The organism is Acinetobacter sp. YH12218 (assembly GCF_013417925.1).
GTDB lineage: Bacteria > Pseudomonadota > Gammaproteobacteria > Pseudomonadales > Moraxellaceae > Acinetobacter > Acinetobacter amyesii.
Window position 1 is genome coordinate 52,141 of record NZ_VPDB01000005.1, and the last position, 26,587, is coordinate 78,727.

General features: G+C 38.2%; 27 protein-coding genes and 3 tRNA genes. 15 read left to right on the forward strand and 15 right to left on the reverse strand.

Annotation, left to right across the window (positions count from 1 at the left end):
• Window positions 1–515: 515 nt before the first annotated feature.
• Window positions 516–1,346, reverse strand: a complete 831-nt coding sequence (locus FTV03_RS02425; RefSeq protein WP_180022186.1) for an SDR family oxidoreductase — start codon at window positions 1,344–1,346, stop codon at window positions 516–518.
• Between the two features lie 224 nt (window positions 1,347–1,570).
• Here FTV03_RS02425 and FTV03_RS02430 point away from each other — a divergent pair, with 224 nt between their 5' ends.
• From FTV03_RS02430 to phoR, 3 genes are all read left to right on the forward strand, one after another.
• A complete protein-coding gene (locus FTV03_RS02430; protein ID WP_180010802.1) occupies window positions 1,571–2,254 on the forward strand; it encodes a TetR/AcrR family transcriptional regulator in 684 nt (227 codons plus the stop codon).
• Window positions 2,255–2,483: 229 nt separating this feature from the next.
• A complete protein-coding gene (phoB, locus tag FTV03_RS02435; protein ID WP_078194048.1) occupies window positions 2,484–3,194 on the forward strand; it encodes a phosphate regulon transcriptional regulator PhoB in 711 nt (236 codons plus the stop codon).
• Between the two features lie 23 nt (window positions 3,195–3,217).
• Window positions 3,218–4,576, forward strand: coding sequence for a phosphate regulon sensor histidine kinase PhoR (gene phoR, locus FTV03_RS02440; protein WP_078191505.1), 1,359 nt, complete (start codon window positions 3,218–3,220; stop codon window positions 4,574–4,576).
• Here phoR and FTV03_RS02445 read toward each other — a convergent pair.
• From FTV03_RS02445 to FTV03_RS02455, 3 genes are all read right to left on the reverse strand, one after another.
• A complete protein-coding gene (locus tag FTV03_RS02445) occupies window positions 4,573–5,250 on the reverse strand; it encodes a glutathione S-transferase family protein (protein WP_180003539.1) in 678 nt (225 codons plus the stop codon). The genes phoR and FTV03_RS02445 overlap by 4 nt on opposite strands.
• A 151-nt stretch (window positions 5,251–5,401) precedes the next feature.
• On the reverse strand, window positions 5,402–5,800 hold the full coding sequence (locus tag FTV03_RS02450; RefSeq protein ID WP_078191507.1) for an OsmC family protein: 399 nt from the start codon (window positions 5,798–5,800) through the stop codon (window positions 5,402–5,404).
• Window positions 5,801–5,868: 68 nt separating this feature from the next.
• Window positions 5,869–6,816, reverse strand: a complete 948-nt coding sequence (locus tag FTV03_RS02455; protein ID WP_180039790.1) for a pirin family protein — start codon at window positions 6,814–6,816, stop codon at window positions 5,869–5,871.
• Window positions 6,817–7,209: 393 nt separating this feature from the next.
• On the opposite strand from FTV03_RS02455, the gene FTV03_RS02460 reads away from it, so the two are divergent.
• From FTV03_RS02460 to FTV03_RS02470, 3 genes are all read left to right on the forward strand, one after another.
• The gene (locus FTV03_RS02460) at window positions 7,210–7,857 is read left to right on the forward strand and encodes a hypothetical protein (protein ID WP_180039792.1); all 648 of its coding nucleotides are present in this window, start codon (window positions 7,210–7,212) and stop codon (window positions 7,855–7,857) included.
• Between the two features lie 20 nt (window positions 7,858–7,877).
• Window positions 7,878–8,384, forward strand: coding sequence for a GGDEF domain-containing protein (locus tag FTV03_RS02465; protein ID WP_180039794.1), 507 nt, complete (start codon window positions 7,878–7,880; stop codon window positions 8,382–8,384).
• Window positions 8,385–8,528: 144 nt separating this feature from the next.
• Window positions 8,529–9,863, forward strand: coding sequence for a GGDEF domain-containing protein (locus FTV03_RS02470; RefSeq protein WP_180039829.1), 1,335 nt, complete (start codon window positions 8,529–8,531; stop codon window positions 9,861–9,863).
• Between the two features lie 47 nt (window positions 9,864–9,910).
• Here the strand turns inward: FTV03_RS02470 and FTV03_RS02475 are convergent, their stop codons facing one another.
• The 3 genes from FTV03_RS02475 to FTV03_RS02485 all read right to left on the reverse strand — a co-directional run bounded on the left by FTV03_RS02475 (window position 9,911) and on the right by FTV03_RS02485 (window position 13,337).
• A complete protein-coding gene (locus FTV03_RS02475; protein WP_180022190.1) occupies window positions 9,911–10,846 on the reverse strand; it encodes a restriction endonuclease in 936 nt (311 codons plus the stop codon).
• A 287-nt stretch (window positions 10,847–11,133) separates the two neighbouring features.
• Window positions 11,134–12,702, reverse strand: coding sequence for a glutamine-hydrolyzing GMP synthase (gene guaA, locus FTV03_RS02480; RefSeq protein ID WP_078194056.1), 1,569 nt, complete (start codon window positions 12,700–12,702; stop codon window positions 11,134–11,136).
• A 212-nt stretch (window positions 12,703–12,914) separates the two neighbouring features.
• Window positions 12,915–13,337, reverse strand: a complete 423-nt coding sequence (locus tag FTV03_RS02485; RefSeq protein WP_180039796.1) for a DoxX family protein — start codon at window positions 13,335–13,337, stop codon at window positions 12,915–12,917.
• A gap of 194 nt (window positions 13,338–13,531) precedes the next feature.
• Here FTV03_RS02485 and FTV03_RS02490 point away from each other — a divergent pair, with 194 nt between their 5' ends.
• Window positions 13,532–14,158 (forward strand): DedA family protein, encoded by a 627-nt coding sequence (locus FTV03_RS02490; RefSeq protein WP_078191514.1) that lies wholly within the window; start codon window positions 13,532–13,534, stop codon window positions 14,156–14,158.
• A gap of 19 nt (window positions 14,159–14,177) precedes the next feature.
• On the opposite strand, the gene FTV03_RS02495 is transcribed toward FTV03_RS02490, so the two are convergent.
• The 5 genes from FTV03_RS02495 to FTV03_RS02515 form a co-directional block, all read right to left on the reverse strand.
• Window positions 14,178–14,771: a LysE family translocator gene (locus FTV03_RS02495; RefSeq protein ID WP_168378830.1), complete on the reverse strand. Its 594-nt coding sequence runs from the start codon at window positions 14,769–14,771 to the stop codon at window positions 14,178–14,180.
• Window positions 14,772–15,078: 307 nt separating this feature from the next.
• Window positions 15,079–15,483 carry a hypothetical protein gene (locus tag FTV03_RS02500; RefSeq protein ID WP_078191516.1) on the reverse strand — a complete coding sequence of 135 codons (405 nt, stop codon included), beginning with the start codon at window positions 15,481–15,483 and terminating at the stop codon, window positions 15,079–15,081.
• 13 nt (window positions 15,484–15,496) lie between these two features.
• Complete coding sequence (locus FTV03_RS02505; RefSeq protein ID WP_180003554.1) at window positions 15,497–16,333, reverse strand: ParA family protein; 837 nt, start codon at window positions 16,331–16,333, stop codon at window positions 15,497–15,499.
• A gap of 63 nt (window positions 16,334–16,396) precedes the next feature.
• Window positions 16,397–16,789, reverse strand: a complete 393-nt coding sequence (locus FTV03_RS02510; RefSeq protein WP_180039798.1) for a SirB2 family protein — start codon at window positions 16,787–16,789, stop codon at window positions 16,397–16,399.
• Window positions 16,790–16,797: 8 nt separating this feature from the next.
• The gene (locus tag FTV03_RS02515) at window positions 16,798–17,109 is read right to left on the reverse strand and encodes a BolA family transcriptional regulator (RefSeq protein ID WP_180039831.1); all 312 of its coding nucleotides are present in this window, start codon (window positions 17,107–17,109) and stop codon (window positions 16,798–16,800) included.
• Window positions 17,110–17,351: 242 nt separating this feature from the next.
• Here FTV03_RS02515 and FTV03_RS02520 point away from each other — a divergent pair.
• From FTV03_RS02520 to FTV03_RS02530, 3 genes are all read left to right on the forward strand, one after another.
• Window positions 17,352–17,424, forward strand: a tRNA-Gly gene (locus tag FTV03_RS02520).
• Between the two features lie 47 nt (window positions 17,425–17,471).
• Window positions 17,472–17,547 (forward strand) — tRNA-Gly (locus FTV03_RS02525).
• 46 nt (window positions 17,548–17,593) lie between these two features.
• Window positions 17,594–17,669: transfer RNA gene (locus tag FTV03_RS02530), tRNA-Gly, on the forward strand.
• A 451-nt stretch (window positions 17,670–18,120) separates the two neighbouring features.
• Here FTV03_RS02530 and FTV03_RS02535 read toward each other — a convergent pair.
• A complete protein-coding gene (locus FTV03_RS02535; RefSeq protein WP_025470204.1) occupies window positions 18,121–18,330 on the reverse strand; it encodes a helix-turn-helix transcriptional regulator in 210 nt (69 codons plus the stop codon).
• A gap of 110 nt (window positions 18,331–18,440) precedes the next feature.
• On the opposite strand from FTV03_RS02535, the gene FTV03_RS02540 reads away from it, so the two are divergent.
• The 5 genes from FTV03_RS02540 to FTV03_RS02560 all read left to right on the forward strand — a co-directional run bounded on the left by FTV03_RS02540 (window position 18,441) and on the right by FTV03_RS02560 (window position 21,459).
• Entirely contained in the window at window positions 18,441–18,656 is a 216-nt protein-coding gene (locus FTV03_RS02540) for a hypothetical protein (protein WP_004684369.1), read from the forward strand.
• 12 nt (window positions 18,657–18,668) lie between these two features.
• A complete protein-coding gene (locus FTV03_RS02545; RefSeq protein WP_180039800.1) occupies window positions 18,669–19,853 on the forward strand; it encodes an Arm DNA-binding domain-containing protein in 1,185 nt (394 codons plus the stop codon).
• Window positions 19,843–20,094, forward strand: coding sequence for a hypothetical protein (locus FTV03_RS02550; RefSeq protein ID WP_180039802.1), 252 nt, complete (start codon window positions 19,843–19,845; stop codon window positions 20,092–20,094). Before FTV03_RS02545 ends, FTV03_RS02550 begins: the two co-directional genes overlap by 11 nt.
• Window positions 20,095–20,159: 65 nt before the next feature.
• The gene (locus tag FTV03_RS02555; protein WP_180039803.1) at window positions 20,160–20,702 is read left to right on the forward strand and encodes a DUF1376 domain-containing protein; all 543 of its coding nucleotides are present in this window, start codon (window positions 20,160–20,162) and stop codon (window positions 20,700–20,702) included.
• A 10-nt stretch (window positions 20,703–20,712) separates the two neighbouring features.
• On the forward strand, window positions 20,713–21,459 hold the full coding sequence (locus tag FTV03_RS02560; RefSeq protein ID WP_180039805.1) for an ATP-binding protein: 747 nt from the start codon (window positions 20,713–20,715) through the stop codon (window positions 21,457–21,459).
• Between the two features lie 70 nt (window positions 21,460–21,529).
• On the opposite strand, the gene FTV03_RS02565 is transcribed toward FTV03_RS02560, so the two are convergent.
• Both FTV03_RS02565 and FTV03_RS02570 read right to left on the reverse strand, forming a co-directional pair.
• A complete protein-coding gene (locus tag FTV03_RS02565) occupies window positions 21,530–24,256 on the reverse strand; it encodes a sigma factor-like helix-turn-helix DNA-binding protein (RefSeq protein ID WP_218950601.1) in 2,727 nt (908 codons plus the stop codon).
• Window positions 24,246–26,444 (reverse strand): DEAD/DEAH box helicase family protein, encoded by a 2,199-nt coding sequence (locus FTV03_RS02570; RefSeq protein WP_180039807.1) that lies wholly within the window; start codon window positions 26,442–26,444, stop codon window positions 24,246–24,248. The genes FTV03_RS02565 and FTV03_RS02570 overlap by 11 nt, the downstream gene beginning before the upstream one ends.
• Window positions 26,445–26,587: the final 143 nt, after the last annotated feature.

Sequence of the window (26,587 nt, forward strand, 5' to 3'; positions counted from 1 at the left end):
TTGGTTTTAATGCCAAAAAACTGTTGGTTATTCAACAGTTGCTTATTTCAAATCATCAGATATCTCCATTTTTATATCTCATTTTATGAAATAAGAAATACGCTTTGGGCTTTTAATAACTAATGTTACGCCTATCAAAGTAATTTCGGATTTTTAAAATGATTTTTAAATCTATTCGATGGAGTCTTACATCTAGGGATTGAATAACGGGATTAGCCTTCGGCTGGAGGTACTCTTACGAAACGTTGTTTCTCATTCGACAAAATGAGAAGCGTGCTTCGCAAGGAAACCATCTTGCGGTGCAATACACCTCACCGACAAAACTCGTTCAATACCATCAAATGATTCAAAGGATCGCAAAAACATTTTTGATTAAAAGTCGTCTTGTCTCAAACAATTGCGGATGACACTACCGCGTATCGTTCTTTTATTTGGATCAAATTGCGCTTCTGATATTACTAGAGCATAAAAAAACCCACTGACGTGGGCTCTTTTCAATCGATTATAATTACCGCTTATTGACCAAATTTAGTCGCCATCGCTGTTAATTTTTGATAGCCCGTCGGTAGAAAACGTTGAATTAAATCAATCGCTTTTGCATCATTACCAATCAATAAACGACGCTTATCTTTTTGTACTGCTTCAATGATTTGACGAGCCGCTTCTTCAGGTGGACAGCGCAAGAATTTATTAAAGGACTGTGCCGATTTTTGCGGGTTCATGCCTAAACTTTTCAGGCTATCATTCATTTTTGCGGCATTGGCAATATTGGTACGAATCCCGCCCGGATGAACACATAGCGCACTCACGCCACAGTTTTCAATATCCAATTCTTGGCGTAAAGATTCGGTAAAGCCACGTACTGCAAATTTAGTGGCATTATATGCCGACTGTGTTGGCTGTGCCGTTAAGCCAAACAAGCTGGAAATATTGATGATATGACCTTCACCACTTTGCTTAATATACGGTAAAAACTCCTTGGTGCCATAAACCACACCCCAGAAGTTAATATTGACAATCCACTCCAGCTCTTCGTAGCTTGCGCCTTCAACGGTCGTGCCCAATGCCACACCCGCATTGTTAAAAATCATATTCACCGAACCATGATCTTTAACGGTCTGTGCTGCCCATGCTTTCATTGCCGCAAGGTCTGACACATCGAGTTTTTGCGTGGTTACACGTACATTGCTGGCTTTCACTAAGTCTACGGTTGCCGCAAGACCCTGCTCATTCACATCGCTTAAAGACAGATGACAGCCTTGTTTCGCCAAAAGCACTGCCAATTGCTGACCAATACCTGAACCTGCACCTGTAATGGCAGCCACTTTATTTTTGAAGTTTTTCATTGTGATTCCTTATTCCTTTATGCTGCCGCTTGGCTTTATCACAGCGTGATCTCATTTGCCAATGTGTGCAGTTCGTCGACTTAATATAGTTTTGACAATACATATTGTCAATGTCATCTTAGGACGTGCTAAGCTGTTGAAATCGCCAATGCTTAAACATAGGTTTAAACTGAAATTATTGCTAAAATAAGACAAAATTCTGCTTTAGTTCAGCGTATATTTTCATGACAGATGCAACAAATCACACAGAACAACAACAGGCAAAAAATGTGAAGGAACGTCAATTTAAAGGGCTTTCTCTCAGTGAACGTAAGCAAGCGCGACGTGAAAAACTGATTGAAGCCGGTATAGAAGCCTATGGTACACATGGCTTTTTTTCCGTGACCGTGAAAGATATTTGTTTGGAAGCCAAGCTGACCGAACGCTATTTTTACGAATCATTTAAGAAAAGTGAGCAACTGTTCCAGACCATCTTTTTAAAATTAATCGATGAACTGCAACAAAACGTGATGCAAGCCATCATGCAAGCATCAACCGATTCTAAAAAAATGATTGAAGCAGGTTTAACCGCCCTATTGTTAACCTTAAAAAATAATCCTCGCATGGCGCGCATCATTTATATCGATGCCATGTTGGTACAAGAGCTACATAACCAAGCCACGATTCATGAAACCATGATGCGCTTTGACCGTATGATTCATGCCTTTGTCATGCTCATGATGCCAAATATTGATCGTTCAGAACGCGAAATTTCAATGGTCGCAACAGGTCTCAATGGTTATGTCACCCAAATCGCGATTCGCTGGGTCATGAGTGGTTATAAACAGCCGATTGATGAAGTTTTATCGTCATGTAGCGTGGTCTTTTTGGCCTTGTTGGATGCTTTTTATGAAAAACCCAGGAAATAAATTTTGTCCTCAACATTGATCTTTACAATTTTTTGAATGATTTTTTTGTGACAACAGCATGATGCAAAGCCCATGTTGTTGAATATTTCAGGATTTAAATTGTCACAATTTCTTTCTAAACCCCAATGAAAGATCATTTTTGCAATGATACTGTCATAATTAATCTTTGTAATAAGCCTGTCATAAATATAAAACGGTCTACCGTTTACATAAAATAGGGTATTGCGCTGTGAAAGATGACTATATTTTAATCGTCGACGACGAACTCCCGATTCGGGAAATGATCCATACTTCACTGGATATGGCTGGTTTTCAATGTCAGCAAGCTGAAGATGCCAAACAAGCGCACCAAATGATTGTGGATCAGCGTCCTGCACTGATTTTATTAGATTGGATGATGCCTGGTGGCGTGAGTGGTGTAGACCTATGTCGTCGTTTAAAACGCGATGAAAATTTGTCAGAAATTCCAGTCATCATGCTCACTGCTCGCGGTGAAGAAGACCATAAAGTCCAAGGTCTAGACGCAGGCGCAGATGACTACATGACCAAACCCTTTTCCACCCGTGAGTTGGTGTCACGCATTAAAGCGGTGCTGCGTCGCTCAAATGCATTGGGTGGTGAAAAAACCATTGATGCCAATGGTTTAATCCTCGATCCAGTCAGCCAACGTGTCAGCTTTGGTAACACCATTTTAGATATGGGACCGACTGAATATCGTCTACTGGCCTTCTTCATGACTCATCCTGAACGTGCCTATACCCGTGCTCAATTATTAGATCAGGTTTGGGGTGGAAACGTGTATATTGAGGACCGTACCATTGACGTGCATATTCGTCGTTTGCGTAAAGTTCTTGAACCTTTCCAAGCCGATCGTTATGTCCAAACTGTTCGTGGTACAGGTTACCGTTTCTCTACCCGTGCAGACGCTGTGATGGGTTAGTCATTTTAGGTCTTTAATTTTCTATGTACGAACCGTATCCCGTCCCTGAACTTGCCAGTGAACATAAAAAATTCCGTTACAGCAGTTTATGGACTTTTGCCAAGCAGGATTTGAGACTTCTGGCATTTTTCCTACTCATTGCTGCACTCATCGGCTTTGGTATCGGGTACTTATGGATCTGCATCTTAATCGCCTTTGCAGTGTTCTTTGCATTGCAAATGCGTTCGCTGTACTTGGTCAACGAATGGATTTCAAATCGTCCCTATGATGTCCCGCCAAATTTAGACGGTATTTGGGGGGCTTTGCTCTTTAATGTATACCGTGCGCAGCGTCAAGAACGCATTGTACAAGCTGAAATGGTTGGTCTGATCGACCGCGCTCAATCTTCCTTGGTGGCACTTGCTGAAGCGGTGGTATTGATTGATGAATTACACCAAATCGAATGGTGGAACCCTGCCGCAGAAAAGCTTTTGGGGATTCAACAGCTCGATCAAGGGCGCAATATTTTAAGTATTTTAAGACAGCCCAGTTTTATCGAATACTTTACCAATATCGATTTAGCACCCGATGGTTTGAAAATGAAATCATCGGTACTTGAAGACCATTATGTGCAAGTGAAATTGACCCGTTTTGGTCGCGAAAGTCGATTACTGGTGGCCTATGACGTCACACGTATGCATAACCTTGAGCAGATGCGTAAAGACTTTGTCGATAATATTTCACATGAGCTACGCACACCGCTCACGGTTTTAAGTGGTTATATCGAAACCTTTACCGATCAGGAAGATTTAAATCCACGCTGGAAACGCGCATTCGATCAAATGCAGTCTCAAACCCGCCGTATGAATGCTTTGGTTAATGACTTGTTATTATTATCTCGTCTGGAAAATGATAAAAAAGTTGCTAAAAATCAAATCATTGAAATGCCCAGCCTAATGAACCAACTATATGACGATGCACATGCTTACAATGTGGATTATGGACATACACTGAATCTCGAGATTGATAGTCACTGTGACCTAATCGGATCAGATATGGAATTGGCGAGTGCCTTTAGTAACCTCATCACCAATGCAATTAAATACACCCCCAAAGGCGGTACTGTGACCATTGGATGGCATGATGATGGTACGCATGGTTATTTTACCGTTGAAGATACTGGCATCGGGATTGACCCGAAACACTTACCCCGTTTAACGGAACGGTTTTACCGTGTGGACAGCGCACGTAGTCGCCAAACGGGAGGAACAGGTTTAGGTCTTGCCATCGTGAAACACGTTTTGATGCAACATCAGGCACACCTTGAAATTGAGTCCAAAGAAAACCGTGGTTCGCTGTTTAAAGTCGTCTTCCCTAAAGAACGCTTGTATCATGTGAGCTAAGCAGAATCATCCCGCCGGTCTTGCTGTGCTTCCAACTGTTGTTCTTGTTGTTTGGCACGGCGATATGCAGGACGCTGTTGCATCCGTTGTAAGAAAGCCTGAATTTGTGGATATCGCCCTTGCGTTCGGGTCATGACTGCTTCTAATGGAAACGTCATCTGAATATCCGCAAAGCTAAACGGTCCCGCAAAATATTCATTTTCCGCTAAATGGTTTTCTAAAAACTCGATATGTTCTTTTAAGCGAGGTCGTACAAAACCTTTTTTGACCCCATCACAAATGCGATTAGCTACGGGTTTGATGACCCAAGGTACATGGCGTGGCACATTGCTCATGACCAACTGCATCACCAATAACGGCATCAGAGAACCTTCGGCATAATGCATCCAAAAGCGATATTGTTGTTTTGAATGTTCCGCCTTGGCTGCAAAAAAATCATGCCGATCGTACTTCTCTTGTAAATACTCCAAGATCGCTGCAGATTCTACCAAGACCAGTCCATCATCCTGCAATATGGGCGACTTTCCTAAAGGATGGATGACTTTAAGCTCAGGGGGAGCAGACAAATTTGGCTGGCGCAGATAAAACTGAACCTGATAATCCAGTCCTAATTCCTGCATTGCCCATAAAATACGAAATGAACGAGATTTTTCTAGATGATGTAGCACCCGCATGGGTTCATCTCCTATATGAAGTCTAAAATTTTCTTATTTCTGGCAAGCCATTATTATTTTGAAGTAGTTAAATCATAAAAAGTGTCAGATCACTGCTTAGGGCTATATCAAAACTAAATTTTGCACAGTACAGCAGCGACCTGCTTTTAAATTAAACTAGAGTGGTTTTAATGTCTACACTGCGCAATAAAGTTTTTGTCACTGGGGTTTTTTCACAAATGGACAAGATTTTTTGCTCTAATTCTGCATCCAAGGGCGTTTGAAAATGTAGACGTCGCTCAACCCATTCAGCACCTTCACGGTTCGCACAAAAGTCTGCCTCGACACGAAACTCACCCAATTGAATTTGTTTATGTGCTGCATACATGCGCAAAGTAATCATGGTGCATGAAATTAAGGAGGCACACAGTAAATCATACGGTGCTAAACCTAAATCCCCGCCACCAAATGATTCGGGCTTATCGGTAATAAGTTGATGTTTTCCACTCTGAACTTCACCTGACCACGGTGCTTCTAAGGTGTTTACTGTTGCCGTTGCGACGATACCCATAATGACTCCCTCATGGTTATGCCGCACCATTTTTACCACAGGTACGGCTGTTCATTTTTATTTTTAAGTTAACGTGATGGACGCATTTTATCAGGGAAAGCCGGTGCTTCTAGTCGTGGACCATCATAGTCAGGAATAGAGCCAAAGCGTTCGTCCTGATTAATCCACTGCTCACGGGCAATATTCAATTCTTCTTGTGTGCGCCCCACAAAATTCCACCACAGCAGAATCGGTGATTCAAAAGGTTCACCCCCTAATAATAAAACACGGCCACCTGCGTGCAGATCAATTTTGACTTGGGTTAAGCCCGGCTCAAGTACCACCATATTGTCTTCATTTAGCTCGTGACCATTGACACTGGCAGTCCCTTCGAGGGCCATAAAGCCATATTCAAATTTTGGATTCAGCGGCAAGACGGTACTTTGACTTTCCGAACTACGCAGATCGACACCTAATAATTCACTATGTACTTTTACCGGCGATTTAGTCTGCAAAAATTCACCGACCAAGACCGTCAATTCAATCCCGTCTTGTGTCACCACTGGCAACTCTGGGTAATGGTCAAACTGGGGCGCCATATTGATTTTGTCATCTGGCAATGCAATCCAAAGCTGCGCAGCATGCATTTGCGTTTCAGATTCTGGAGCAACTTCAGTATGTGAAATACCATAACCTGCCGTCATGAGATTGACTTGTTTGGGCTGAATTAACTGATGTGTGCCCAAACTGTCGGTATGCATCATGGTGCCATCAATCATCCATGTAAACGTTTGCAAACCAATATGTGGATGCGGCCCAACATCTAAGCCATCACCTTGAGGGAAATGCACTGGACCGGCATGGTCAAGGAAACACCATGCACCAATCATCCGTTTATGCCGACTCGGTAAAGCACGTTTAATCACTGTGCCTTGACCAATTTCAGCACGGCGCAGTGGAAATTCTTGAATGAACTGATTGACGTATTTTTCACAATCGTCGGAATGAGATATTTCTGTGTAATTGGTATTGGTCATATTCTTACCCTAAATTTGGCTAAGCCGATGCAAGGACTATCGGCTAGAGCTATGCATTTTTTTCCATTATATCTGCATTAACTCAATCTTCTTCAGCTGTCATTAATACGCTGAATCACAGAGATAGGACAATCGTTTTTTTGTTGCCTAATATGACATACAGCATAACAGTTATCGATGCTTATTTAGACAACACCCTATGCTAAATTACTTGTTCAAATCACGTGAAATGTGAATTTAAGTAACACAAATTAACACTCACTTTTGACCAAACAATACCAAATAATTCACAAATCATTGAAATAACGTGTTTAATTTTAAATAAAAATGATATAGATTATTTAAGTTACATAAACTTACATACAAACCATGCTCACCCGTCGGTAATCTTGCATGATCAATGAGTATAAGAAAGAATCACGTGCACTGATCCAAAATGCCTTGAAAGGAACCTTTATTCGCGTTCCTGCTCAATTTCGTCAAGAATTTTTCCACTACCATCGTCGTCAACTTTTTAAATTCTTTTTCCAAGTCAACATCGTGGCACAATTGGCCTATCTCTCTTATGCCATAGCGGATTGGTTTATGTTGCCCGATGTGGGCTGGCTCGCGATAGGCTTAAAAACGGCCTATACCTTACTGATGATGGGCATCACATGGGTCATTTATACATATAGCAAGAGCATTTTACTCTTCGACTTGATGCTTCCCCTATCGATCGTTGGCGCTTCTGCCCTGTGGTTTAGTCTACTCAATTTATCCAATAGCCCTGATGTGCCGATTTATTTATATGCATCCTTGGTTTTTATCGTGTTAGCCAATTTATGTGTGCAAATCCGCTTTAAAGCTGCTGTGCTCATTTCTCTGTGTATCAGTCTAATCTTGCTGATTGGGGTGTATTTCGCCGTTTCTGGCAATATCCATCAACTGCAACTGTTTATCTTGATCTATTCCCCTGTGTTGTTATTTAGTTTGTATATCAGTTGGAATTCAACGCAAAAATCCAGAATTGTTTTTTACACAGTAAACTCGATCAGTTGAACCGTGAAGCGCTCAATATTATGGCGCATACCGACGTGCTGACCGGCTTAAACAATCGCCGTCAATTTATTCAACTTGCCAATTATCATATTCATCATCAGTCCAAACCGTTACAGCCGCTTTCATTACTGATTTTTGATGTCGACAAATTTAAAAATATTAATGATCAATTTGGGCACTATATTGGTGATCATGTTTTACAACAAATTGCAGAAACGTGCCGACATACCTTACGTAGCCAAGACATCATTGCCCGCTTCGGCGGTGAAGAATTTATAATTCTTTTACCGCAGACACACCTGCGTCAGGCTCAAGATATTGCCGAACGTCTACGACGGGCAATAGCCGATGATTATTTAGAACTTGATACACTACAAAAACTTAAATTTACCGTTTCAATTGGTGTTGCCGAATTTGGTCAAAAAAACCGAGATTTACAAAGTGTCATTCGCATGGCCGATCAGGCACTTTACCAAGCAAAATCTGCAGGACGCAATCAAATTTCAACTTATAAAACAGCAAGTTAATAATATATTTTGTAACATTCATCAGACGATTTTTTATCATTCATTCGAAAAATCCCTAGTTTCAGGTAGATATTTTTGTGTGTTTTTTGTTCATAATTTGTCCTAAGCCATTTATGGAGAAGGGACATGTCTGTTGATGTACGAATGAGTTCTCGGACTAATTCGTCTGCTCAGGAAGTTCGTAAAAATCATACTCATACTTTGAAACTTTCTGAGTGTGATCTTGCCAATCGTGCCGAGATTGAACAAGCCATTGCAGATCCCTTTGCACGTATTCCTACGCAGTTTAGAAACTATTTTCTACAACATCAGTATGCCCATCAGTTACCTTATTTGCGTCAAGTAAACTACATGGCGCAGATTACGTTTCTTCTTTATTTTTTTGCTGACATTTTTATTATCCCTGACATGTTCTTTTGGTCAGGTCTTTCTCGAGTGGCCATGATTGTTGCTGCCTTATTGGTCAGCTTCTATCTGTTTAAATACAAAAAAGATATTCGTGTGCTCGACATGATCTTACCGATTGGGACAGTCTGCAGCACCGCGATTTGGATTGGCTTATTACTGGCTTCAAATAGCCCAATGGTCTCGTCCTATATCTATGGTGCAGCGATCTTTATTTTAATTGCCAATGTCTGCGTACAAACACAATTTAAGCCCGCCTTGTATTGTTCGGGCCTCATTTCGCTATTGGTGTATTTTGCGGTGAGTCAGCTTTTATCATGGCAAGAAGCACTGATTTTTGTGGTGGTGTCTATTCCTGTTTGGATGATCAGCCTGCATATGAGTTGGAACAATACGCTCAATGCACGCCGTCATTTTTTACGTACCCTGCTTGACGACTGGAATATGCATACGCTGAAAAATCTTGCGCATACAGATGAGCTCACCCAGTTATACAACCGTCGTCAGTTTGTTCAATTGGCTGAGCATCTCATCCATGAATGGCCAACGCCTGCAAGCACTTGCTTATTGATGTTTGATGTCGATCATTTTAAACATATTAATGATAATTACGGACATGATGTTGGTGATCAGGTACTGCAATGTATCGCTGAAACCACCCGCAAAGAAATGCGCCAAAAAGATGTCTTGGCTCGTTTTGGTGGTGAAGAATTTATTGTGCTTCTGTCTGAAACGCAAATACAGGATGCAATGTTGATCGCGGAACGTATTCGTTTAACGCTTCAAAATCAATCTTTGCTGAATGTCGCAAATCACCCGATCCAATTTACCGTTTCCATTGGTGTTTCACAGCTTAAATCACATAAACAAAATTTAACTGAACTGATTAAGCAAGCTGATATTGCGCTGTATCAGGCAAAAGAAAATGGCCGTAACCGTGTAGAGCGCTATGATTCAAGTATGAAACCGGAACGTAAATCGACAAAGTCTTGGCAAAGCTTTACCCATAAAGCAAAGCCCAAAGCTGAACCGAATAATGAAAGCGATAGTAGTTGGTCAATTGTTTATAAATAGAATGTTGAGATATAAAAAAAGGACGCTGAAGCGTCCTTTAAGTTTATTTAAAAACTATCTTCATCAAAACGGTCTTGATCTATTTTATAAATATGGAAACTTCTTTCAATTTGAATACCCAAGCCAAATTCAATCATGAGAGATGTAAGCTTGTCACCATCAATTAAAACAATGCCTGATTTCTTTGCTGACTCAATTGCTTCTTTACTAAAACAAGAAGTAGTAATAAATACGCCCTTTTTCGCCACTTGATCAGCCAAAGCTCCCTTAAACTGTTGAATGTCAGGGCGCCCCACCGTATTTTCCCAACGTTTAGCTTGAATATATATTTTATCTAAACCTAAACGATCTTCACTGATAATACCGTCAATGCCACCATCACTGGTTTTACCTATTGCTTGGGCTGCGTCTTGATGTGAACCGCCATAACCCATTATTACCAACAAATCGACAACTAATTGCTCAAAGAATTTGGGTGAATTACTTTTAATTTTATTTAATAGCTCATCTTTAATTGTTTGATTAAGCTCCGTTGATGATTGTTCGATTATTTCTGCAGGCGTCAAATGTTCTGTTTGAATAGATGTAGCATGCTCTTCTTTTAGAACTAGATTTTGAATATTTTTATTATGGTTAGAACCAATTTTATAATCAGAAAACCCTTCAAACTGCATCAAATACTGATTAGTTATATTGGATAAGCTAGAAAAATCAATAGACCAACCTAAAGTACTTAATTCGCAAAGACCACGTGATGGTTGTTGTATCAAACCTGCTTTAACCAAATATGTTTTCGCCCAGCCAACACGATCATAAAATACTGTTTTTGTACCACTAGATAGCCTTAAATTTAAATCAGCTTCAGATAACCCAGATCTTTCAGCTAAAATTTTTGTGGCAGAACTTAATTTTATTGCCTCTTTTTGTTCTGCTAAAAGTTTCATTAATGGAAGCATCAACTGATCGTATGTAGGCAATGACATTTAACTTGCTCTTTTTAAAATAGTATTTTTCATAATTATAAACAAAAAAAAGGACGCTGAAGCGTCCTTTTTTTATTAGAAATATTTAGGTTTCCCTAAATAGCCGCGAGCATAGCTCTTGGCGTAAAACTGGCACGAAGCAGTGCTTCGTAAAACCCCAGTCTGGCGCAGGCATAGCCTTTGCCGTAATTTAGGCAAGAAACGTTGTTTCTTGAAATCCCTCACTGCCGCGAGCGTAGCTCTTGGCGTAATTTAGGCAAGAAGCTTCGCTTCTTGAAATCCCTAAATTACTCCCATTCAATCGTAGCAGGTGGTTTAGACGATACGTCATAAACAACACGAGAAACTTCTGCAATTTCGTTCATGATACGTGTAGAAATCTTGTCTACAAGATCATAAGGAAGGTGTGCAAAACGTGCAGTCATAAAGTCCACAGTTTCTACAGCACGAAGCGCGATTACCCATGCATAACGGCGGCCATCACCTACGACACCCACAGATTTCACAGGTTGGAATACGGCAAATGCTTGTGCAGTTTTGTCATACCAGCCGCTTGCGCGAAGTTCTTGCATGAAGATGTCATCTGCTAGACGAAGGATATCTGCATATTCTTTTTTCACTTCACCAAGAATACGTACACCTAGACCTGGGCCTGGGAATGGATGACGGTAAAGCATTTCAAATGGAAGACCTAAAGTTGTACCTAAACGGCGTACTTCGTCTTTGAACAAATCACGGATTGGCTCAACCAATTCGAATGCTAAATCTTCAGGTAAACCACCTACGTTGTGGTGTGATTTAATCACGTGTGCTTTACCTTGTTTGCTTGCTGCAGATTCAATTACGTCTGGGTAAATAGTACCTTGAGCAAGGAAGTTCACACCGTCAAGCTTACGTGCTTCTTCAGCAAACACTTCAATGAATTCACGACCGATGATTTTACGTTTTTTCTCTGGATCAACTTCACCAGCAAGTGCTGTTAAGAAGCGATTTTCAGCGTCAGCACGAATCACGCGGATACCCATGTTTTTCGCAAACATGTCCATCACTTGCTCGCCTTCGTTCAAACGAAGTAAACCGTTATCTACGAATACACAAGTCAATTGGTCGCCAATCGCACGGTGTAAAAGTGCAGCTACAACAGATGAATCGACACCGCCTGAAAGACCCAAGAGAACTTTTTGATCACCAATTTGCTCACGAAGTTGTTCTACGCGAAGATCGATGATGTTTTCTGAGTTCCACAAGTTACGGCAACCACATACGCCATGTACGAAGTTAGACAATAACTCAGCACCTTTCGCAGTGTGTGTCACTTCTGGGTGGAATTGGATACCGTAGAAACGACGTTTTTCATCAGAAACCATCGCCACTGGGCAGCTTGGTGTGCTTGCAGTGATTTGGAAACCTTCAGGAATTTGAGTCACTTTATCGCCATGACTCATCCATACTTTTAATTGGTCTTTGGTATCTTCAAGATCACCAATTAAAGCATCACGGACTTTAATATCAACTTCTGCATAACCAAATTCATGCACAGTACCTGGCTCAACTTTACCGCCAAGTTGTTCTGACATGGTTTGTAGACCATAGCAAATACCTAAAACAGGTACACCAAGTTCAAATACAACTTGTGGTGCGCGCGGACTACCTTCTTCATGAACACTTTCTGGACCACCTGAAAGAATGATCCCGTTTGGGTTAAATGCACGAATGTCTTCTTCAGACATATCAAATGCGTACATTTCTGAATAAACACCAGCTTCACGTACACGACGTGCAATAAGCTGACTATATTGAGAACCGAAATCCAAAATCAGGATACGGTCTTCAGTAATTTGGGTATTGGTAGTCATGGCAAACAACTATGCAGGCAACGAATATAAGCGCCGTATTCTAACATTTTTCTTGGACTTTCGCACACTATTCGGACAGGGACAAAAACCACAAGCCAAACGATGTTTTTTACAACACATTTCAGGGCTTTATTGATTTGCTTTAAATCAGCGATAGACATGAAAAAAGCGGCAGAACGCCGCTTTGATGGATGCTCGGACTCATAACCGCTTTATTTTGATTTTTCAATCCAATGATCAAAACTAAATTTACCTGCACCATGTAACATGAGAAATAATAAGCCGCCTGACATCGCCAAATTTTTCATAAAGTTAATGCCATCTTCTGCACCGCCATGGAATAAAAATGCAGTGATTAAACTAAATACGGTTAGACCCAGTGCCGCAAACCGCGCTTGAAAACCAAACAATAAAGCTAAGCCACCACCCAACTCGACTAAAATGGTGATCGGAAGTAGCCCTGCCGGTACACCCATTGACTCCATATAACCTGCGGTTGCAGTGTAAGCGGTAATTTTACCCCAACCTGCCACAATAAAAATATAAGCCATCAAAATACGTGCAACGAGACTGACTACCGCATTGATTTGCGGCTGTTGACTCAGATTTTTCACCACTAGATTTGGATTAAACATACTGAAACCTATTTTTAATACTGTTCAAAAGATGTGCTTAGATTAGGTCGTTTCTTATTCTCTTTAAATATGCTTTTATAATACTCATCATTCCATGTATAGAACGATTTTACTGATAATTAATTACGTTTTAATACTGACTTTGCTGCCCCAGACTGATAGCATCAGACCACTATTTTACACATATAAGCCCCATGGAACTGATTGATTTTATACTACATGTTGATGACCATTTACTCGAGTTCATTACCAATTATGGCGTATGGATTTATGCAATTCTGTTCCTGATCATTTTTGTTGAAACCGGTTTAGTGGTCATGCCCTTTTTACCGGGTGACAGTCTTCTGTTTGCAGCAGGCGCGCTCGCTGCGTCAACAGGTGCCATGGATCCATGGGTTTTGGTGATTTTGCTGTTTATCGCTGCGGTCTTGGGCGACACGCTGAATTACCATATTGGTAAATATATTGGCCCACGTGTCTTTGAAATTGAATCACGCTTTATTAACCGTCAACATTTGGTGAATACGCAAAAATTCTTTGAAAAACACGGTGGTAAAACCATTATTTTTGCCCGCTTTATTCCTTTTGCACGAACCTTCGCACCTTTTGTCGCAGGTGCAGGCAGCATGAACTACAAGTACTTCCTGACTTTTAACATGATTGGTGCGATTTGTTGGGTCGGCTCATTTATCACTTTAGGCTATTTATTTGGCAATATGCCCATCGTGAAAGATAACTTCACCCATCTGATCTTTGGCATCATTATTATTAGTGTTTTACCGGGTGTGATTGGTTTTATTCGAGCAAAATTAAAGAAATAAACCGATATGGTGAACGCCTTTAAGCAAAAAAGCGCAAAACCACGGGAAACATACATAAAATCAGCATCAGGGCCGATCCTTTATACAGAAGATCGGCCTTAATTTTTTGGGTCTTACCCGCCAAAATCGTCCGTCCAAATGACATCCAAAACAACGCAACAGGCAATAAAACCACACTAAATACAGCGAAAACCAAAATAAAATTTAATGGGCTTGCCCAAGTTTCTATCGGGAAAATACCTGCAGCAAAAAGCAAGGCTTTCGGATTTTTTAATGAGGAAATGAATAATTCACGTGGTTGAATTGAAGGATGTTTTTGATTGTACTGGTGTAAATGCGTCGATTTCCACAAATGAAAAGCCAACCATAAAACATAGGCAATACTGAGAAAATGCAGTAAGTGAATTAAATTCGGCCACACTGGAGCGCTTAAATGAATAATCAACGCCCACAAATTTATGGCATAGAAATAGCCCAATAATTCTGCAGGAATCAGCATGCACGTCTTTGCAATGCCTTGTTGATGTGCAGAGCTTGCCATTAGTGCATTGCTAGGTCCCGGCGTCATCATCACCGCAATCATTGCCAATACAAAAAGCCAACTCTCAATCATAAATACCCAGACAATGTTTCAAAGCGCACACCTTAGCCGAAATGAATTTAAAAAAACAAGTACGCGCTAGGTCAGTTTTATCCTTGTACAAGTCAATGCACTCACGCTGAATGTTCAAGACCAGAAGGAAGTATTGAAATACACCAATAATATTTAATTTAATTTTTTCATAGATTTAAATATTTTATTGGCTCTAAACAGTGCAGTTTATTTGGCTCAAAAAAAATGCCAGTAGACGCCTCACCTACTGACAAATTTTATTACACTTTTCTCATAGCACAGGCCTAAGCCTCAGCTCATGATCCGCTTATGATTTTGCTGCGGTAGCCGAATTTGCGCGAACGATAATCGGACAACCTTTAAATTTTGCTGCCTGTACAATCGCTTCTTGCTCACCTAGAACGCGTGAAAGTTCGGTACGTTTGGTATTTGAAGATTGTCCCATATTGACCGAAATACTCGGACCAATGCCCCAACCTCCACGGCTGCCCCAGCCACCACCAAGGCCAACACCGACACCAACGCCTGTGCGCTTCGGCGTTTCTACACCATTTTGAATATAGTCGTGGATTCGGTTGTATTCGCTTTGCAATTGTTGGCAACTCAAAGACTGATACTGTGTAGGTGAAACATAGCTTGGTTTAGGCGTACTTGCACATGCACCCAATACAACAGCAGTGAAAGCAACTAGACCACATTTAAGTGCATTCATACTTTTCTCGATACTACTTTTGCTCAATTTCATTGAACAATGATTGATAGGCTTGCGTCAATTTATGATCTGCAGCCAAATGGATTAAAGGTTGATTTTTATGATGAGATTCTTTCATCAGCACCGAAGGCGGTAACATGCTGTCCAATACAGGCAGACCTTCATCTTTGAGTTGTTGTACAACTTCACGCGGCAACTTCGCCTGTGCCTGAAATTGATTGACCACAATGCCTTCAATTTCTAAATGATCATTATGATCATCCTGCGTTTCTAACACATTTTCGATCAGGGTCTGTAAAGCACGTTTTGAAAACACATCACAGTCAAATGGAATCAGCACGCGATCTGCCGCAATCAGCGCAGATAAAGTAAAAAAGTTAAAAGCCGGCGGTGTATCAATAAATACTCGATCATATTGACCGCTCATCTGCTGCAAAGCATCACGCAGTTTGTAAATTTTATGCTTAGATTCTAAGGCATGTGCCAACGCGCCTAAATTTGGACTGGCAGGAATCACATCTAAACGTGGATACGGCGATGCATGCACATAACTTTCCAAACCTTTGGCACGACCTTTCAAAATCGAACCGATGGCATTTCCCAACAAACCTTTACTTTGTTGTGTCCCCAAGACTTCTTCAAAATAATTTTCAATATTGGGTTCAAGTGCAGGCTTATCTGCCGAATACGTCGCATCATCCCCCAACAAATATTGACTTGAATTGGCTTGAGGGTCGAGGTCAATCACCAAAGTTTTTAAACCTTGGTGCGCGCTTATCGCAGCTAAATTGACCGTAATACTCGATTTCCCCACACCACCTTTTTGGTTAAATACCACACGCGTACGCATTCAAAACCCTCTAATCTTTGTTTTTCTACTCAAGCCTTGAAATCGGCCATGTGGATAAGCCATTTATCCAAAAACTGGTTTGATTATAACCAATGTAATGATGAAAATAAGTGCAACAGCTGCAATAAATAAGCCCGCACGGCGCTGAACCAATAAAACACCGTCATCTTTCTTATAAGCTTTAGATAAAGAAGACAGCAGCACCAAAAACAGCACAACTTTGGCATAGAACCATGGCTGCACATCAAAGTTTTTCATAAACAATAAGATAATTCCTGTTACGGCAATTAGTGTCATTGAGCCATGTTGCAAAGCAACAAAAAACTTCCGACCTGCTGGATTGGGTAAATTGCCCTGCGTCCCTTTAAACAGCGTAAAAGCACGAATGAAAATGGCAGCACAGCCTAAAGCCACGCCACACATATGAATGATTTTAATGATTAATTGCGTTTCCATGGCTCACCTTAAGATGACTTAGGTGCATGCGCACATTCAGGGCTAGTAGTGTCTTGACCATTCCATTCTTCGGGTAAAAACGCATGAATGGCCAAAGCATGAATTTGCCCCGGACTAAGTAAATCACCGGCTGCGGCATAGACTTTTTGATGACGTTGCACCAAACGCAAGCCTGCAAAAGCCTCACTCACGATCACAGCTTTAAAATGCGACTCTTTACCTGGGAAATAACCACCATGACCTGCGGACTCATTCACCACTTCAAGATGTGTAGGCGCTAATGTCTGTAGACGCTCAATTAATTGCTGTTCTAAACTCAAAACGGCTCTCCCAAATTCAAAAAAAGGTTCAACTGGTCTTAGTATAGCCTGTATTTGTTCAAGTTCTTGTGTCGCAAAGTTGCTGAAACCATCTGAATTGCATGATTTCATCAAAATGGAAGCCTTCGACCTGCAAAAATCTTCCAATTTTCAAACAAATTGTTTTTATTTTATGCAAACGATGCACAGTTTTTCATAAAGTTATTGACCTGAAAAATCCTTAATGTATTATACGTGGCTATGCGGGAATAGCTCAGTTGGTAGAGCATAACCTTGCCAAGGTTGGGGTCGGGAGTTCGAGTCTCCTTTCCCGCTCAAAATTTTTTCATTCGGTTTTTTATTTAAAAAATTGGATAGACTCCGCGGGAATAGCTCAGTTGGTAGAGCATAACCTTGCCAAGGTTGGGGTCGGGAGTTCGAGTCTCCTTTCCCGCTCCAAATTTTTTTCGATTCAGTTTTTTAGTAAAAAAACAGGATAGACTCCGCGGGAATAGCTCAGTTGGTAGAGCATAACCTTGCCAAGGTTGGGGTCGGGAGTTCGAGTCTCCTTTCCCGCTCCAAATTCAAAAAGCCCTCATCGAAAGATGGGGGCTTTTTTATTGTTGATTTTATTAGCTTTTTCAAAATCAAAAATCTTCTTAGGCTGCTTTCAAATACCGTCCACCCCAACGTCTTCAATTTGTATAGTGACCACAAGTGACCAAAAAGTGCCTTCAATAAATCAAAAAGATAAGAACCCCTTTCCAAAACTGCTTAAAAAATTATTCCACCGAAAATTTCTATGTCATTAGACTTCTATTATTTTCAATTCAATATTTTTACAAGATCAAATAGGATCGTGACCAAATTTGGTCACGCAATAAAACTCTCGATAAATACAGATCATTTTAAGTTTTTAAAATTCAGCCCTACTTACTCAATATCTACATACTTGTCCCACAATCAAAAATACTCTAAAAAAATTAAGGTGACCAAATTTGGTCACCTTAATTTCATAAATATTTCATCGTCTTAAGATTCTTCAGCTTGTAATTTCAGAAGATCTCCTACCCCTACATTCAATAATAAACAGAGCTTCTCAATAGTTTCAAAATCAATACGAGTCGATTGACCATTATAAAGTTTATGCAGAGTGGTTTTACTCATCCCTGTTTCACGCGCAACATCCGCAACCTTCATTCTGCGTTCTGCTAATAAGACTGGCAAATTGCAAACTATCATTAATTACCACCATTGTGTAATAAAGTACTTGCATGATGTATTAAATGCTTATAGTATTGCATTGTAATCTTAAATAACATCATTGTGATACTTTTTAAAAGGATATACATATGAACTTCACGTATCTTACTACAAAAGAACTTTCGGAACGAATTCATTACAACGAGCGTACTATCCGAAATCAACTCAAAGATAGCGTCTTACTTGAAGGCGTTCATTACATTCGCCCATTTGGTGGGCGCAAAATTCTTTTTGTTTGGGAACGCATTGAGGAAGATATGACAAAAACCTCGTTCGGCTCTCTTCATAGCCTACAACTACAATAGGAGTTCAATCACATGGCCTCAATCCGTACAAGATACGGCAAGCTTACAATTGATTTTCGGTACTTAAATAAGCGTTGCCGTGAAACAACTGCAATGGAAGATACACCTAACAATCGTAAAAAACTTGAAAAAGCGATTGAACGTATGGAAGCTGAAATGCTCTTAGGTGTATTTGATTATGCAAAATATTTTCCCAAAAGTGCTCGACTGGCAGAAATTAAAGCTGCTGAAAACCAAATCAATGCAGTGAGTTCTAAAGCACCTGTTTTTTCTAAGTACTGTGAAATATGGGTTGCTGATAAAGAAATAGAATGGCGTAGCAGCTATGCAGAAAAAATTAGGATTGTTATTAGAAAATATTTAACTCCATATTTCGGAACAATTCCTGTTATTAACATTAAAAAGTCAGACATCCTTGGATTCCGTTCATCCCTCGCCAAAGTGACATACGGAAATAACCAAGAATGCCTTTCACCATCACGAATCAACCAGATTATGACAGTACTTCGTATGATACTAGATAGCGCATCCGAACGATATGATTTTGATAGCCCTTACAAAAACATAAAAAGTTTGAAAGAAGGTCGGATTGAAGTCACTCCTTTCTCTCTTGAAGAAGTTCAGCGAATTATTACATCTGTTCGTGACGACTTTAAACCTTATTACACCATCCGCTTTTTTACGGGTATGCGCACCAGTGAAATCGATGGCCTTCAATGGAAAAATATCGACTTGCAACGTCGTGAGATCCATATCCGTGAAGCGTTAGTGAATGGTGTTCTTGGTGGAACCAAAACGTATGGTTCTGACCGCACGATCCAGATGAATGACCGGGTGTACCAAGCCTTTCTGCAACAGAAAAGCTTAAATAATGGTAAATCCAGTTTTGTTTTCTGCAACCGTGATGGTGGTCCTCTAGACTACCGTTTAGTTAATAAGCGTGTATGGCACCCTATCCTGCGCTTTTTAGGATTAACGCCTCGTCGTGCTTATCAGACACGTCACACAGCTGCCACACTTTGGTTATCTGCTGGTGAAAATCCTGAATGGATTGCACGTCAGCTAGGTCATTCGACCACTGAAATGCTGTTCCGGGTCTATAGCCGTTACATTCCCAATGTTACGCGTCGCGATGGTAGTGCATTTGAAGCCATGCTGGAGAGACTAAATACAGAGGAGCTTGCACATGAACAGTAAAGCTTTCTTTGGTGGTGTGGTCGTCAGTCATGAAGCAGATATGGTCGCTCGTGAATTAATCCATGAGTTACACATTCCCAAACTGAACAATCTGGCATTTTTGCTGAAGGTTAACAAATGCTTCGATGATCACCAGGCGTTGAGACTTTGGCTACAGCGAATGCTGGATGATGGCCAAGCCCATTACGATGACCTGGCCCAACAAGCTCGTCTCCGCTTAATGAGTCTCGCTCACCAATAAAACAAACACACAAGGTCATCCAATCGATGACCTTAGCCCCTCTATATCTATAAAAAGGTGAACACATGCATAAAGATATTTCAATTTGGATGCCAATATATATTGGCGACCTACAGGCAAAATTTGCACGAATGACCGCTGAACAAATTGGTGCAACACTGCTGTTAATGATGGATTTCTGGAAAAATGGTGCCATTCCTCATGACCTAGCAACCGTATGCAGCATCACGAAATTACCGCAGCACACCAAGGCTAAAACTTTGTTGAATACGCTGATGGCCTTGGAATTGTTTGAAGTCGAGTCTGAGCAGATTCATTCAAATTTTTTAACCAGTTTAAAAAACCAGGCATTGCAAAATCAGCAAATGAAATCTGATAAAGCTAAAAATGCAGCTCAAGCACGTTGGGGGAAATCCGCAAGTAATGCTCAAGCATCAACCAAGCAACGAAAAGTAAATGCTCAAGCAATTCCTGAGAATAGCTCGAGTATTACTCAAGTCATGCTTGAATCATGCCCTTCATCTTCATCTTCATCTTCATCTTCATCTTCATCTTCAAATTTTGAAGAAAAAAATGAGAGTTTTTTAGAAAATTCAAAATGGATTTAGGAGATCAGCCATGAATACCCTGCTTAAAACACTCCAGTTTCGCGCAGAAACAACGGAAACACTTTGCCCTACCCATCATATACCCCTAATGGAAATTGCGGGTCACAGACTCTGTAAATTGTGTGCCAAAGAAACTGTCCAGTCGTCACATGCAACCTATGAGGACGAACTGCAACAGCGATTACTGCAGCAAAAAATTAAAAACTCAGGGCTCAATAAACGCTACCTGGATCGTGGCTTCAAGAATTATGTAGTTGCATGCCCTGCACAAGACAATACCATCAAGCTATGTCAGGCCTTTGCACAACAGATTATTTCTGACCACAACCCGAACATGTTGATGATTGGTACACCAGGTACAGGTAAAACCCATCTGAGTGCATCAATTATTCGCAACATTCTACATAACAGTACAAAATCTGCACGCTACTATACCAGTGCAGAAATTGCTCAAAAAATGATGGATACCTGGTCAGATGCTTCACGCTCTGAAAGGGAAGTCATCGACCATTTTTCCAGTTTTGATTTATTGGTAATTGATGAATATGGTCTGCATGACCGACATGAAAAACGCATAGAGATGGTGCATAAGATCTTATATAGCCGTTATGACAATATGAAATCGACGCTGCTGATTTCCAATTTCACATTACAGCATATGCAGCAGGATTTAGGAGTTCGGTTATGGTCAAGGTTGCATGAAAATAATCTAATTGTTGTACCATGTTATTGGAAAGATAGAAGAATAACCAGATAACAGAAGTATTTACTCGAGCCAATTACCTCAACAAGGTAATTGGCATTTTAGTAAGATTCAGATATAGAAATTAAAATGTATTCTTCCAATTTAAAATAGCTCTAATTCCAGTTTCTCGAGTTATTGCTACATACTCATCTAAAAGAGCAACATTTTCCACATTAGATTTATTAACATCACAGACAGCATCTAATATTGATTTTAAACTATTAAATTTAATAGGATTAATAGAGTATAAATTCTGTTTCCTAAACCACCCTTTTTCGTCACAATAAAGTCTAGCAATAGAAGAATAAAAGTATTTTGAATAACTTTGAGAAAAAATTGAATTCAATTTTTCTTTAAATATAGAAGGTTCCACAGGTTTTAAATATTCACAAAGAATGTCATTAATAGCATTAATATATATATTAAGATCAATATTTTTATAGGCTAATTGTGGAGTAGTATAAAGCATCCTTTCTACTTGAACGATAGAGCCTTCTTCAAGCATTTGATCCAAATAATAACCTGCATGGCCAATACTTTTACTTTTCAATAAACTTGCTACTTCAACTTTTGTTAAGGGTTTAAAACTACGATTCATAGCTTCAATAATTACATCTTTTTGTGTAATATTCTTAAAATCACGTTCTAAGCTAATAGAGTCAACCTGTGATCGACCATTAAAATAAAAACCAAAGTCCTCACCAAAGTTTTTAACAAAATACCGGACTTCATAGTAATCAAATTGCTTTAAAAAAGGTAATGCTAAATAACATTCATTTAAATGATAAGTATTTCTTTGATTTATTTCAAAATATTTTTTCAATTCATTAAATATTTCCTCTAAGGAAATAGATTCATTAATAAAAGATGTATGCTTATAAATACCCTTACCGGCAAGGTAAATAAAGTCAGGCAAATCAAAAGCTGCATTATCTAAACGGTCTTCATCGATCTCATATCTAGAATACCCTTTTGCATTAACAATTTTTGCAACTTCAAACCAAGGCAAACCTTTTTTGTGATCAACAAGTATGCATGCTATAGCCTCAGATTTTTTTAGCAATTTTGGCCATACATATTGATCTTTGATTAATAAAATTTCCTGTAGAGAAAAATATCTAATAATATTATTAAAATTTCTTATTTTTTTATTGTTACTTAACAGATACTCTTTTAGATCCTCGATTTGGATTGGAGCACCATGTTCTGCAAAATAAGTATTAAATATTGATTTATCGATTTCTGGATATACATATTCATATAAATCTTTCTGATTACATATTAATCCTAAAAAGTCATAAAAATCTCTTTCACTAGAAAAACAATAATAAAAATCCTCGAACTTTAATTTCAGGTCTGAATTTAACTCTGGTTCAATATATTCCCATAATCCTTCTGTACTGATACGCAGAGACTGAAGAAATCTATTAGTTAATTTTGATTCTTTCTGTCTAATTCTCTCCCTTGTAATATTAAAATCTAAAGCTACTTCTTCAAGTGTTTGCTTTTTTTCTACAAACCCCCATCTTCTCTGCAAAATATCAACATCTTCTTCATTTATTTTATCAAAATATAAATCAATATCTTCTAATAATATTTTCTCAATTTTTGATAATGATAGCCTATTGAAGTATCTAGGAAAAATAAAATTAGATTCAAATTCTTCATACTTAATTTCCCCGACTAAAATTAATTTAATCTCTTCTTTTAGCAAATCTCTAAATTCGATTAATTTATTTATAACCGAATCACCAAAGCCTGGTAGCTTTTCTAAACCATTTCTATTTAAATTTAATATTTCAATAATAAGATTAGATAAATTATCTCTGCCTATATATTTAATATATTTCTCTAAAGCTTTTAAAAATTTATCGTCAATATTAATAAATGATATTCTCATATTACTAAAATCAGCTGAAGTAATATCTATTTTATCTTCATCATTTATAGAATTACTTGACTTTAATTCTACAAAGGATTTTAACTCTTTAAGATTTTGAATATAACTTTTACCAATCCAGGGAAGCGCTTCAACTTCTGATATAGATAAATTTATAAGATCAGCAAATGTCTCACCCAAATTGAAATTTGGGCTATTTATACTAACTTTTTTAAGTCTTTTTACTAATTTTAAATACTTATCTGGCAGCTGCAGATCTGTTAATTTTGTTTGTAATGGAGGAATTTCAAAATTATTGACCTCAATATCTTGTTGATAAGAAGCTAAATAATTAGTACCCAATATTAATACAGGGTCTGTTTTAAGTAGTAAATTCATTTCCTCTAAAGTTTCAATATAACCAACGCCTACACCTGATAATGAAGATACTTCAGAAACTGGTAAATTAACAACATCTTCAATTGTTTTAATAAATTTAAAATTTTTATCGTTTAAACTAATATTTCTGAGACGTTTAATTAATTTTGAAAAACGCTCAGGCAATACAAAATCATCTAACTCCCTTTCTATAATTTTTTCCAAAAATTCATCCGACTTATTTAAATTATAGTTATTACTCTCGAATATATCCGCTGATTGCACTAATAACTTCAATTCTTCGAAAGTATTAATATATGATGGACCAATTCCTGGGAGTTTAGATATTTCAGACCTATTGAAATTTATTAAATCACCAAAAGTTTCTCCTAACTTGAAACCAGCATGAAATTTGGTTATGTTTTTAAGTTTTTTTACCAAGTTTAAGAAACGATCAGGCAATATCAAATCATCTATCTTGGTATTTAGTGCAGGAATTTTAAAATCATCTAAATTTTTAGAAATGAATAAGGTTTCTATTTTATTGCACATCTTTTAACTTCTTTAAAAAAACAGAAATAGATTGATATTTCTCTTTTATTTCTAATTGATCATTTACCGACAACTTCTTGATATCTCCACGTGAGAATATTTTAGACTTATATTTTTGAATTAAAATACATTCTTTAGAAGAATTTTTTAATTCATTATCTAATTCAATATCCTCAATAGCATTAACAGATATTTCAGCTTCAAGTTTCATTAAGTTTGGTAATAATGACTGGATTTCTTTTTCACTAAACTCATATAACTGCTCTTCCATGAAATTTAGAGAAATCGTTCGAAGACTTGGCATCATATTATATTTGGAATAAAAGGTTTTTATAAATTCTTGTAATTTATCTACCATCGATTGTTGGTCAATATCATCTCCGAAAGCAGCCATAAGATAACTATAATAAGAACCAAAATGTGTAGCAATTTGATCATAACTTACATTAACTAAACTGTCTTTTACTTCTGAAATTGACGGCGTTACATCATTTTTTTCCTTATAAAATCTAAGCTTATCAAGTAAAATTTCTCGGCTGTTAAGTAAAAACTTCATATCTTCAATCAAAGATAATACTCGCGCAGCCTCAGCGCTATATTTTACTTCTAAAGAACCATCATGAAATATTTGTGGTGTACTTGCATCACTTATTTCATCAATTAAGTTTTCACGATCTAGTGGTAGCCTTTGGACTGCTCTAGATAACTCTTTGACTTCATTCAATCTCTCTAGCGATCCAACAAAATCTAAAACATGTACATATTCTTTATTTGGTGTTTTTCTTAAACCTCGACCTAGCTGCTGAAGCCAAATAGTTTTTGACCCTGTATAGCGCATGAATACGAGTAAATTAGTTTCTGGAATATCAATACCTTCATTGAATAAATCACAAACTAAAATGTATTTACAATTTCCTTCTCGAAAATTACGAATATTCTCACGTCGTTCTTGGTCTGACATCTTTGAATGAACTAATGTTGCAGTACCTAATTTGAAAAAGCCTATCAAATGTCTCATATGTCTAATATTACGGCAGAATATAATACCTTTGACATTATCAATTTCTTGTTCAGAAACTACTTCTTCGATAATTCGGACTACTTCTTGATCTTTCTTATGTAAAAATAATTTTTTATCTAAATCTGCGATAGATAGTCCGCTTTCTAACTGATCTATTTTATCTTGATTAAGATCATCAAGCAGAACTAAGTATTTTGGAAATGCTAGTTTTCTATGTTTAAGAGCCCATATAAGATCAAATTTACCAATATGTCCATCAGCACCACCAAAAAAATTAATAACATCTTTATTATCAGCACGATATGGTGTTGCAGTTAACCCTATTAATAACTTTGGATTAAAACTAGTTACTACATCTAAATAAGTCCTTGCTGGTGTATGATGAGCTTCATCCACAATAACAAAATCAAATAAATTTTCTGATAATTCAGTTATTTGCCCATAAAGCGTATCAAAAGTAGCAAATACAAAATCTGTCTTTTCTGGTTTAGATCCAGAAAAACAAGCAGAAAAACTATAGTTACCTATCCCTAATACGTTTTTAAAAGCAGTAACAGATTGAAGTAATATTTCAATTTGATGTGCTAAAAATAGAATTTTTGGTCTTCTTTCAGTTGATTGAATTAACTTTTTAATTAAATGAGCCACTGTATAAGTTTTACCTAATCCAGTAGCCATTTCTATCAAAAGTTTAGTCTTACCATTTTCATATTTAGTTATAGCTTGATTAATTACATCTAGTTGATACTTACGAGGTTTAATCTCTCGACCAATTTCGGAATGCTTTACAACCCACAAATTTTGTAATTCATCACGATCTATAAGTTCAACACCTAACCTTAAAGCACGAACTTTTACCTCTGATGTAAAATATGAATTGGTAACTAAAATCATATTAGTGACATTAGCTAAGCGTGCACCAGCAACAAGCTGATTCAATGCCTTAACGTCTACTGTAGTTTGTATATTGCGTTGTTTAACTTCGATAGCAAATTTTCGTTTACCTTTATAAGCAAAAATATCTACACCGCCATCTCCATGCTTAAACTCTTTTCCTACTTTAGTAATTTCAGCATCATACCAACCCGATGCTACAAATAAATCTTTAATAAATATCTCAAAGTCATCAGGTGAAAGTTTATCAATATCTTTAAACTCTTTAATCATAAACCTTACCCCCTTCAATTTAAAATATTTCCTTTAAAATAATATATTTGTAATACCCATGCTATAACCCAAAGGTAGATATTTATATCATCAGGTTAAATTTATAATCATTAGGCTTTGTTGCACAAAGGTTTGAAAGGTAG

What these genes read in the sequence shown, in the direction of transcription:
- guaA (WP_078194056.1), bottom strand. Translation starts at nt 12,702, where the DNA reads ATGACTACCAATACCCAAATTACTGAAGACCGTATCCTGATTTTGGAT.
- FTV03_RS02450 (WP_078191507.1), bottom strand. Translation starts at nt 5,800, where the DNA reads ATGGGTATCGTCGCAACGGCAACAGTAAACACCTTAGAAGCACCGTGG.
- FTV03_RS02475 (WP_180022190.1), bottom strand. Translation starts at nt 10,846, where the DNA reads ATGTCATTGCCTACATACGATCAGTTGATGCTTCCATTAATGAAACTT.
- FTV03_RS02430 (WP_180010802.1), top strand. Translation starts at nt 1,571, where the DNA reads ATGACAGATGCAACAAATCACACAGAACAACAACAGGCAAAAAATGTG.
- FTV03_RS02425 (WP_180022186.1), bottom strand. Translation starts at nt 1,346, where the DNA reads ATGAAAAACTTCAAAAATAAAGTGGCTGCCATTACAGGTGCAGGTTCA.
- phoR (WP_078191505.1), top strand. Translation starts at nt 3,218, where the DNA reads ATGTACGAACCGTATCCCGTCCCTGAACTTGCCAGTGAACATAAAAAA.
- FTV03_RS02555 (WP_180039803.1), top strand. Translation starts at nt 20,160, where the DNA reads ATGCATAAAGATATTTCAATTTGGATGCCAATATATATTGGCGACCTA.
- FTV03_RS02570 (WP_180039807.1), bottom strand. Translation starts at nt 26,444, where the DNA reads ATGATTAAAGAGTTTAAAGATATTGATAAACTTTCACCTGATGACTTT.
- FTV03_RS02535 (WP_025470204.1), bottom strand. Translation starts at nt 18,330, where the DNA reads ATGATAGTTTGCAATTTGCCAGTCTTATTAGCAGAACGCAGAATGAAG.
- FTV03_RS02495 (WP_168378830.1), bottom strand. Translation starts at nt 14,771, where the DNA reads ATGATTGAGAGTTGGCTTTTTGTATTGGCAATGATTGCGGTGATGATG.
- FTV03_RS02470 (WP_180039829.1), top strand. Translation starts at nt 8,529, where the DNA reads ATGAGTTCTCGGACTAATTCGTCTGCTCAGGAAGTTCGTAAAAATCAT.
- FTV03_RS02465 (WP_180039794.1), top strand. Translation starts at nt 7,878, where the DNA reads ATGGCGCATACCGACGTGCTGACCGGCTTAAACAATCGCCGTCAATTT.
- FTV03_RS02560 (WP_180039805.1), top strand. Translation starts at nt 20,713, where the DNA reads ATGAATACCCTGCTTAAAACACTCCAGTTTCGCGCAGAAACAACGGAA.
- FTV03_RS02510 (WP_180039798.1), bottom strand. Translation starts at nt 16,789, where the DNA reads ATGGAAACGCAATTAATCATTAAAATCATTCATATGTGTGGCGTGGCT.
- FTV03_RS02540 (WP_004684369.1), top strand. Translation starts at nt 18,441, where the DNA reads ATGAACTTCACGTATCTTACTACAAAAGAACTTTCGGAACGAATTCAT.
- FTV03_RS02455 (WP_180039790.1), bottom strand. Translation starts at nt 6,816, where the DNA reads ATGACCAATACCAATTACACAGAAATATCTCATTCCGACGATTGTGAA.
- FTV03_RS02565 (WP_218950601.1), bottom strand. Translation starts at nt 24,256, where the DNA reads ATGTGCAATAAAATAGAAACCTTATTCATTTCTAAAAATTTAGATGAT.
- FTV03_RS02485 (WP_180039796.1), bottom strand. Translation starts at nt 13,337, where the DNA reads ATGTTTAATCCAAATCTAGTGGTGAAAAATCTGAGTCAACAGCCGCAA.
- FTV03_RS02500 (WP_078191516.1), bottom strand. Translation starts at nt 15,483, where the DNA reads ATGAATGCACTTAAATGTGGTCTAGTTGCTTTCACTGCTGTTGTATTG.
- FTV03_RS02545 (WP_180039800.1), top strand. Translation starts at nt 18,669, where the DNA reads ATGGCCTCAATCCGTACAAGATACGGCAAGCTTACAATTGATTTTCGG.
- FTV03_RS02460 (WP_180039792.1), top strand. Translation starts at nt 7,210, where the DNA reads ATGATCAATGAGTATAAGAAAGAATCACGTGCACTGATCCAAAATGCC.
- FTV03_RS02550 (WP_180039802.1), top strand. Translation starts at nt 19,843, where the DNA reads ATGAACAGTAAAGCTTTCTTTGGTGGTGTGGTCGTCAGTCATGAAGCA.
- FTV03_RS02505 (WP_180003554.1), bottom strand. Translation starts at nt 16,333, where the DNA reads ATGCGTACGCGTGTGGTATTTAACCAAAAAGGTGGTGTGGGGAAATCG.
- FTV03_RS02490 (WP_078191514.1), top strand. Translation starts at nt 13,532, where the DNA reads ATGGAACTGATTGATTTTATACTACATGTTGATGACCATTTACTCGAG.
- FTV03_RS02445 (WP_180003539.1), bottom strand. Translation starts at nt 5,250, where the DNA reads ATGCGGGTGCTACATCATCTAGAAAAATCTCGTTCATTTCGTATTTTA.